The 6,871-nt window shown below is 69.3% G+C and carries 6 protein-coding genes; 1 reads left to right on the top strand and 5 read right to left on the bottom strand.

Annotated features, from left to right (window positions below; genetic code table 11):
- Positions 1-158: 158 nt before the first annotated feature.
- Genes GJV64_RS09750 through GJV64_RS09735 form a run of 4 tightly spaced genes read right to left on the bottom strand, consistent with a single transcriptional unit; the run spans position 159 to position 4,709 of the window.
- Complete coding sequence (locus GJV64_RS09750; protein WP_164157052.1) at positions 159-1,187, bottom strand: VWA domain-containing protein; 1,029 nt, start codon at positions 1,185-1,187, stop codon at positions 159-161.
- Positions 1,187-2,050, bottom strand: a complete 864-nt coding sequence (locus GJV64_RS09745) for a DUF58 domain-containing protein (RefSeq protein WP_205599584.1) — start codon at positions 2,048-2,050, stop codon at positions 1,187-1,189. Before GJV64_RS09745 ends, GJV64_RS09750 begins: the two co-directional genes overlap by 1 nt.
- A gap of 59 nt (positions 2,051-2,109) precedes the next feature.
- Entirely contained in the window at positions 2,110-3,075 is a 966-nt protein-coding gene (locus GJV64_RS09740) for an AAA family ATPase (RefSeq protein WP_164157050.1), read from the bottom strand.
- Positions 3,072-4,709, bottom strand: a complete 1,638-nt coding sequence (locus tag GJV64_RS09735; protein WP_164157049.1) for an N-acyl-D-amino-acid deacylase family protein — start codon at positions 4,707-4,709, stop codon at positions 3,072-3,074. Before GJV64_RS09735 ends, GJV64_RS09740 begins: the two co-directional genes overlap by 4 nt.
- Before the next feature lie 148 nt (positions 4,710-4,857).
- Between GJV64_RS09735 and GJV64_RS09730 the strand changes: the two genes are divergently transcribed.
- Entirely contained in the window at positions 4,858-6,330 is a 1,473-nt protein-coding gene (locus GJV64_RS09730; RefSeq protein ID WP_235927687.1) for a M20/M25/M40 family metallo-hydrolase, read from the top strand.
- Positions 6,331-6,357: 27 nt separating this feature from the next.
- Here the strand turns inward: GJV64_RS09730 and GJV64_RS09725 are convergent.
- Positions 6,358-6,871, bottom strand: a 514-nt coding sequence (locus GJV64_RS09725; protein ID WP_164157048.1) for an HlyD family efflux transporter periplasmic adaptor subunit, incomplete at its 5' end; no start/stop codon positions are given.

Below are 6,871 nucleotides of genomic sequence, written 5' to 3'. Positions count from 1 at the left end.
CAGGGCCTCACCCAGCCAGACCCGGCCGCCGGCAACAAAGCCATGGCGCACCTGCGGCAGCGCTTCTGCCCCGCCTTGCCGGCGGCCGCGCATCAGCAGCGCCAAGGCCGCCAGCGCCGCCAGTGCAGCGGGGAGCATCAGCCAGGGCGCGGCAAAGCTCATGCCCGCACCGCCTGGCGCGGGCGACCGAGACCTGGTGCGGCCACCACCAGCAGCAGCATCGCGGGCAGCGCGAACCAGGGGAACAGTTCGTCCACCCGCACGCTGCGGCGCACGCTGAACCGCGCCTTTCGCGCAGCGTCGATGGCAGCAAAGGCCGCGGCCAGCGCCCTGGTGTCGCCGGCCATGAAGAAGCGCCCGCCGGTTTGCGCCGCGATGGTTTTCAGGGCGTCGATATCGAGTGCCGAGGGTTGCTGGCTGGTGCCGATCCGCCGCCCGTTGGCGGCAAACACCGGGAACGGCACCATACCGTTGCGCCCGGTGCCGACCGTGTAGACCGGGATGCGCCGGAAGCGCGCCAGCGCCGTCGCTTCAGCGGGCGTCAGGTCGCCGCTGTTGTTGCTGCCATCGGTCAGGAGGATGATGAAGGCGCCGCCCCCGTAGTTGCTGCCGCTGTCTGTGGCGGCGCCGCGCGCCCGGGCAATGTTGTTGAGCGCCACGCCCAGCCCGTCGCCGATGGCGGTGCCATCCTCGATCAGGCCGGTGCGCAACGTGGCCACCTGCCGCGCCAGCCAGCCATGATCGGTGGTCAGCGGCGCCAGCGTGATCGCCCGGCGGGCAAACACCGCGATCCCGATGCGATCATTGGGGCGCCTTGCTATGAACTGCCGGATGATCGGGCGGATCGTTTCCAGCCGGTTGATCCTGCCCTTCGGCCCCTGATAATCCTCTGACAGCATCGACGTGGAAAGATCGATGGCCAGCATCAGGTCATAGCCCTGCTGCTCCACCTTCTGGTCGGAGCCGATGCGCTGCGGCCGCGCCAGTGCAACGATGAGCAGCGCCAGCGCCGCGTAGAGCGCGACGATCCGCAGCGATCCGCCCATGCCGCCAGCGCCTGCCCAGGCCGCCGCGTGGGGGACGATGCGCACCGGCGTCCGCCCCCGTGTGCGGCGCCACAGCAGCAGGGCGGGAAGGGCGAGCAGCCCGAAGAGCACGACCGGATAGGCAAAGCGGACGTCCGGCATCAGCGCATCCGCACCGCGCGGCCTCCATCCCGGGCGCGCAGGAAGTGGCTGATCGCTGACAGCGTGTCGGCTTCGGTGTCGATCACCAGCCGGTCTGCCGGGCTGGGCCACCAGGCGCGCCAGCGGGCCTCCCGCTCGGCCCGCCACCGTCCATGCCGGGCGCGGGTTGCATCATCATCTGTCAGGCAAACCAGCGTGCCGCTCAGCGGATCATAGGCCGGCTCGGCAAGGGATGCCGGCCCATCACGATCCCAGCCATCCTCGGCGCACACGCCGATCGCCCGGTGGCGGCGCCGCCAGCCGCCCCATTCCGGCGGCGGTGCCGCGTCCGGCACATCGCCGAAATGGAGGATGAGGGCACTGCGTGGCAGCGGCTCCCGCACCAGGGGAGAGAGGTCGCCGCCGGCGATGCGCACGTCGGGCGGCGGCTGTTCGAACAGATGGCCCAGCATGGGGAGGATGCGCGCCCGGTCCCGCGTCGGCGGGAACAGGCGCGTAGCCGCCGACGAGCGGTGGATGAGCATGACGCGCTCGCGGTTGGCCTGCGCGATCAGCATGACCAGCGCCGCGGCTTCCAGCAGCACCTCCCTTTTGCTGCGTGTGCTGGAGCCGAACTGCAGCGCCGGCGAGTCCGCGAAGACGATCACCACGTTGGCCTCGCGGTCTTCCACGAAGATCTTGCGATAGACGTCGCCCAGCCGCGCCGTGACGTTCCAGTCGATCTCCCGGATGTCGTCGCCGAACTCGAAGCGCACCACCTGGTCGAACTCGATGCCGCGCCCGCGGAAGATCGAGCGGTGGGAGCCGGCGAGGCTGGTTTCCACCCGCCGCCCGCGCATCTGCCATTCCAGCCGCCGCAGCATGGCTTGCGCGCGGGGGTCGATGACAGGCGGCGTTCCTGGTGGCCGGCCGGGCATGGCCGCTAGCCGGGAACCGCGACGGTGGCGAGGCAGTCGGCAACGACCCTGTCGGCCGTCAGCCCAGCAGCCTCGGCTTCATAGGACAGGCCGATGCGGTGGCGCAGGATATCAGGGGCAAGATCCTGCAGCAGTGCCGGGGTGACATGATCGAGGCCGCGAATGAGGGCCAGCGCGCGGCTCGCCTGGTAGAGCGCCAGCGATGCCCGCGGCGACGCGCCGAAGCCGAGCTGGCGCAGGCCGCCGACATCGGCGACAGCCCGGCGGCGGGTCTCGCCGACCAGCGCCAGCACATAGGCTTCCATCTCGGCGGCGATGTAGACGCTGTCGAGCAGGGGGCGCAGCGCCAGTAGCTCGGGCCCGCTGGTGACCGGCGTCACCTCCGGCGTGCGGGTCGCCGAGCCCCAGCGGCGCAGCATGGCCAGTTCATCCTCGGGCGCCGGATAATCGAGCAGCAGCTTGAACAGGAAGCGGTCGCTCTGCGCCTCGGGCAGGGGATAGGTGCCCTCCTGCTCGACCGGGTTCTGCGTTGCCATCACGAAGAACGGCGCCGGCAGGGCGTGGGTGACGCCGCCCACGGTGACCTGGCGCTCCTGCATGGCCTCCAAAAGCGCGCTCTGCACCTTGGCCGGCGAGCGGTTGACCTCGTCGGCCAGCACCAGGTTGGCAAAGATCGGGCCATGGTGTGGCGTGAACTGGCCGGTGGCCGGCGAATAGACCATGGTGCCGACCACATCGCTTGGCAGCAGGTCAGGCGTGAACTGGATGCGTTCGAACTCCAGCCCCATGGCACTGGCCAGCGACTTCACCAGCAGTGTCTTGGCCAGCCCCGGCATGCCTTCCAGCAGTACATGGCCGCCCACCAGCATGGCCACCAGCAGCCGTTCGACCACCACGCCATTGCCCAGCACCGCCTTGCCGATCTCGGCAGAGACGCGGCTGGCCCACTCCGGTCCGTTCGGTGCCGTCATCGCGCGCGCAGCAGCACGCGCCCGGCGCGATCCGGCTGCACCACGCCGCCGATCACCGCCGCCCGGCCGTTCACGAAGATGTCGTCGATGCCCTTGGAATAGCTGTGCGGCTTGTCATAGGTGGCGGTGTCGGTGACCGTCGCCGGATCGAAGACAATGACATCGGCATAGGCGCCCGGCTTGACGACGCCGCGATCGGGGATGGCAAACACGTCCGCCGTCAACCCGGACGAGCGGTGGATTGCCTCTTCCAGCGTGATCACCCCCTTGTCGAGCGTGTAGCGCCGCAGCTTGCGCGGGAAGGCCCCATAGGCGCGCGGATGCTCGGCACCTTCGCCGAAGGTGACCAGCCCGCCATCGGTGGAGGTCATCATCCACGGCTGCTGCATCAGGGCTTCAAGGTCCTTCTCGTTCATGTTGAACGAGACGATGCCGGCGCCGCCCTGCTTCAGCATGTCAATGGCGACATCGAGCGGGTCCATCTGCCGGGCCCGCGCGATCTCGTCGAGACGCTTGCCCTCCAGCGAACGGTTTGGCGGGAAGTTGCGGATCTGGATCGCGTTGGCGCCAGCGCGGCGTTCAAGGTTGGCGGCCATTTCCTTGCGGATGCGCGCCCGCTGTTCGGGGTTCTGCAGCCGCTTGGCAAGTGCCGTGGCGCCGCCTTCCTGCGCCCAGGCCGGCACCAGCGACGGCTGCAGCCCGGAGCCTGACGCGGCATAGGGATATTGGTCGGCCCAGATCGACAGGCCCTCGGCGCGGGCCTTGTTGATCATCGCTATGGCTTCGGCCGATTTGCCCCACACCGACGGCCCCAGCATCTTCATGTGGGTGACAACCCCGGTCAGCCCGGCAGCGCGCGAAATGTCGATCACCTCCTTGACGGCGGCAATCACACCCACGTCATAGCTGGATTCATCGCGGATGTGGCTGGTGTGGAAGGCGTGGGGGTAGCGCGCGGCGACCTTGGCAAGGCCGATGAGTTCGCTGGTCTCGGAATATTTGCCCGGCACATAGAAGGGCCCGCTCGACAGACCATAGGCTCCCAGATCCATCGCCTGCTTGACCAGCGCCTCCATGCGGGCCTGTTCCGCCGGCGTGGGCTTGCGGTTGGCCAGGCCCATCACGGCCCGGCGCACGCCGTTGTGGCCGATCACCGGGATCACGTTGACGCCAGGGACAAGCGTGCGCAGCTTGGCGATCTGCGGCGCCAGGTCGGCCGGCCCGCCGCCATCGGGATTGATCATCACCGTGGTGATGCCCTGCAGGAGGATCGGCTTGGCGCCGGCCAGCGGCGCGGTCTCGATGCCGGGCGCTGCATGGGAATGCGGATCGATGAAGCCGGGCGCCACGATCCGCCCGCTGGCATCGACCACCCGCTGCGCCGTCGCCGTGGCCGGCACCGTGCCCACGATGGCGATGCGGTCACCCTTGATGGCGATGTCGGCCGCGCGGCGTGGACTGCCGGTGCCATCGACCAGCGTCCCACCCCGGATGATGACATCATAATCGGTCGCCGGCTGCGCGGGGGCTGCGGTGGCGAACAGCAGGGTGACAAGCCCGCCGATCAGCCGGCGTCGACCCAGCACCGCCACATGCCCCCAATTGCCCCGCTTGCTGCCCTGTCCTGCCGCCATTGTTGCCCCCTTGCCCGCCCGCCACGCGGGCTGCCGCCCCAGCGGTTGTGCTCCGCCGGGCACTGTCGATGAAAGACGATGGCCGCCACGAACGCAAGTGTCTGGCCGTCATGCGGTCCCGCAGCATGGGGACCTGGTTGACGCCGGGATGCTGGAAGACGCCGCCGACCGCCTGCTGGACCTGACCCTGGCGCGCGGCGCGCCCGACAATGTGAGCTTCGTCCTGGTCAGGTTCGACCTGGCTGCTGTCCGACTGGCGCAGTGCCTTGACGGACACGGTACGCGCTTGCAGATGGCGCCGGGGCATCAGGACCAAGGGGCAGATGACATGACGGGACGGACTGGGGCATTCAGGCGCGCGGCCATCGTGGCGGCACTCGGGCTGGCAGCCGCGCCCGCGCTGGCGGCGCCGACGCCGGCAGCGATGGCGACCGTCAAGCGGATCGAATCCAGCCCGCAGTTTGCCAGGGCCATGGCGGCGATTGATGCCGGCCACGACAAGTGGGTGGCCGACATCATCACCCTCACCGAGATCCCCGCGCCGCCCTTCAAGGAGGCGGTGCGCGCCAGGGCCTATCGCGACATGTTCGTCGCACGCGGGCTGACCGACGTGGAGATCGACGCGGAAGGTAATGTGACGGGCCTGCGCAAGGGCGGCGGGCAGGGCCTCATCGTCGTGTCGGCGCATCTCGACACGGTGTTTCCGGAAGGAACGCCAGTGAAGGTGCGCCGCGAGGGAGACCGGCTCTATGCGCCCGGCGTTGGCGATGACAGCACCGGGCTGGCCACGCAGCTGGCCTTCATCGATGCCATGAACGCCGCCGGCATCCGCACGAAGGCCGACATCTTGTTTGTCGGCACGGTCGGCGAGGAAGGCCGCGGCGACCTGCGCGGCGTGCGCCACCTGTTCACCAAGGGCAAGTACAAGGACCGCGCCAAGGCCTTCTTCTCGATCGACGGCGGCGGCATCGGCAGCCTCACGGTCGGCGGCGCCGGCTCGAAGCGCTATCGCGTCACCTTCAAGGGGCCCGGCGGCCACAGCTTCGGCGCCTTCGGCCTGGTCAACCCGATGACCGCCATGAGCCAGGCGGTTGTCGATCTCTACAAGGTCGGCGTGCCGAGCGATCCCAAGACGACCTACAGCGCCAGCGTGGTGGGCGGCGGCACCTCGGTCAACGCCATCCCCAACGAGGTGTGGATGGAGTTCGACATGCGCTCCGCCACCGCCGAGGAGCTGGCCAAGGTCGAACAGCGCTTCCTCGCCATTTTGAACGAGGCGGTGGCCACCGAGAATGCCGCCCGCTCCACCCGCGATGGCCGCGTCACCGTGGAACCGGTGCTGGTCGGCGACCGGCCGGCCGGTTCGACACCGCTGACCGCCGACATTGTGCAGTTCTCGACCGCTGCGCATGCCGCCGAAGGCGTCACGCTCAGCTACACCGCCAGTTCGACCGATTCCAACATTCCGATCAGCCTCGGCATTCCGGCCATCACCATCTCGCGCGTGGCGAGCGGCGGCCGCAACCATTCGCTGGAAGAATGGATCGGCGTCGAGAAGGCCGACAACGTCAAGCTGAAGCGCATCGGCCTCGCAACGATCCTGGCCACGGCCGGCATGTGAACCGCTGCGGGCGGTTCGGCCGGCGCCTCACTTTTCGCGGAAGGCGCTGTCGCTGATCTGGGTGAGCGGGCTGAGCAGATAGCTGAGCACGGACCGCTTGGGGCCGAGCAGATTGGCTTCGGCCAGCATGCCGGACCCCAGCGGCAGGCAGCGGCCGGATTTCGTCGGGAAACAGGCGGTGTTGAGCGCCACACGCACTAGGAAATGCACGGCGCCGGTGCGTTCATCCACCACCGCATCGGGCGCCACCGTCAGCACCGTGCCGTCGAGCGCGCCATAGATGCCATAATCATAGGCCGTCACCCGCACGCGGGCCTTCTGTCCAGGCTGCACGAAGCCGATGTCGGCTGGCGACACGCGCGCCTCCACCAGCAGCTTGTCGCCGGCCGGCACCATCTCCACCAGCGGCTCGCCCGGTGCCACCGCGGCGCCCGGTGTTGTCACCCTCAGGCGGCTGACGATGCCGGCCATCGGCGCGCGCACCTCGGTGCGGGCCAGCCGGTCAGCCAGCGCCGGCTGCTGTTCACTGCGGGCCGCCAGT

It is taken from the genome of Sandarakinorhabdus rubra (assembly GCF_010994245.1).
Taxonomy (GTDB): domain Bacteria; phylum Pseudomonadota; class Alphaproteobacteria; order Sphingomonadales; family Sphingomonadaceae; genus Sandarakinorhabdus; species Sandarakinorhabdus rubra.
This window is presented reverse-complemented; position numbering and strand designations above follow the sequence as displayed.

Excerpts from the sequence above, each read along its gene's own strand:
- GJV64_RS09740 (WP_164157050.1), bottom strand. The coding sequence starts at position 3,075 with ATGACGGCACCGAACGGACCGGAGTGGGCCAGCCGCGTCTCTGCCGAG.
- GJV64_RS09745 (WP_205599584.1), bottom strand. The coding sequence starts at position 2,050 with ATGCTGCGGCGGCTGGAATGGCAGATGCGCGGGCGGCGGGTGGAAACC.
- GJV64_RS09735 (WP_164157049.1), bottom strand. The coding sequence starts at position 4,709 with ATGGCGGCAGGACAGGGCAGCAAGCGGGGCAATTGGGGGCATGTGGCG.
- GJV64_RS09730 (WP_235927687.1), top strand. The coding sequence starts at position 4,858 with ATGCTGGAAGACGCCGCCGACCGCCTGCTGGACCTGACCCTGGCGCGC.
- GJV64_RS09750 (WP_164157052.1), bottom strand. The coding sequence starts at position 1,187 with ATGCCGGACGTCCGCTTTGCCTATCCGGTCGTGCTCTTCGGGCTGCTC.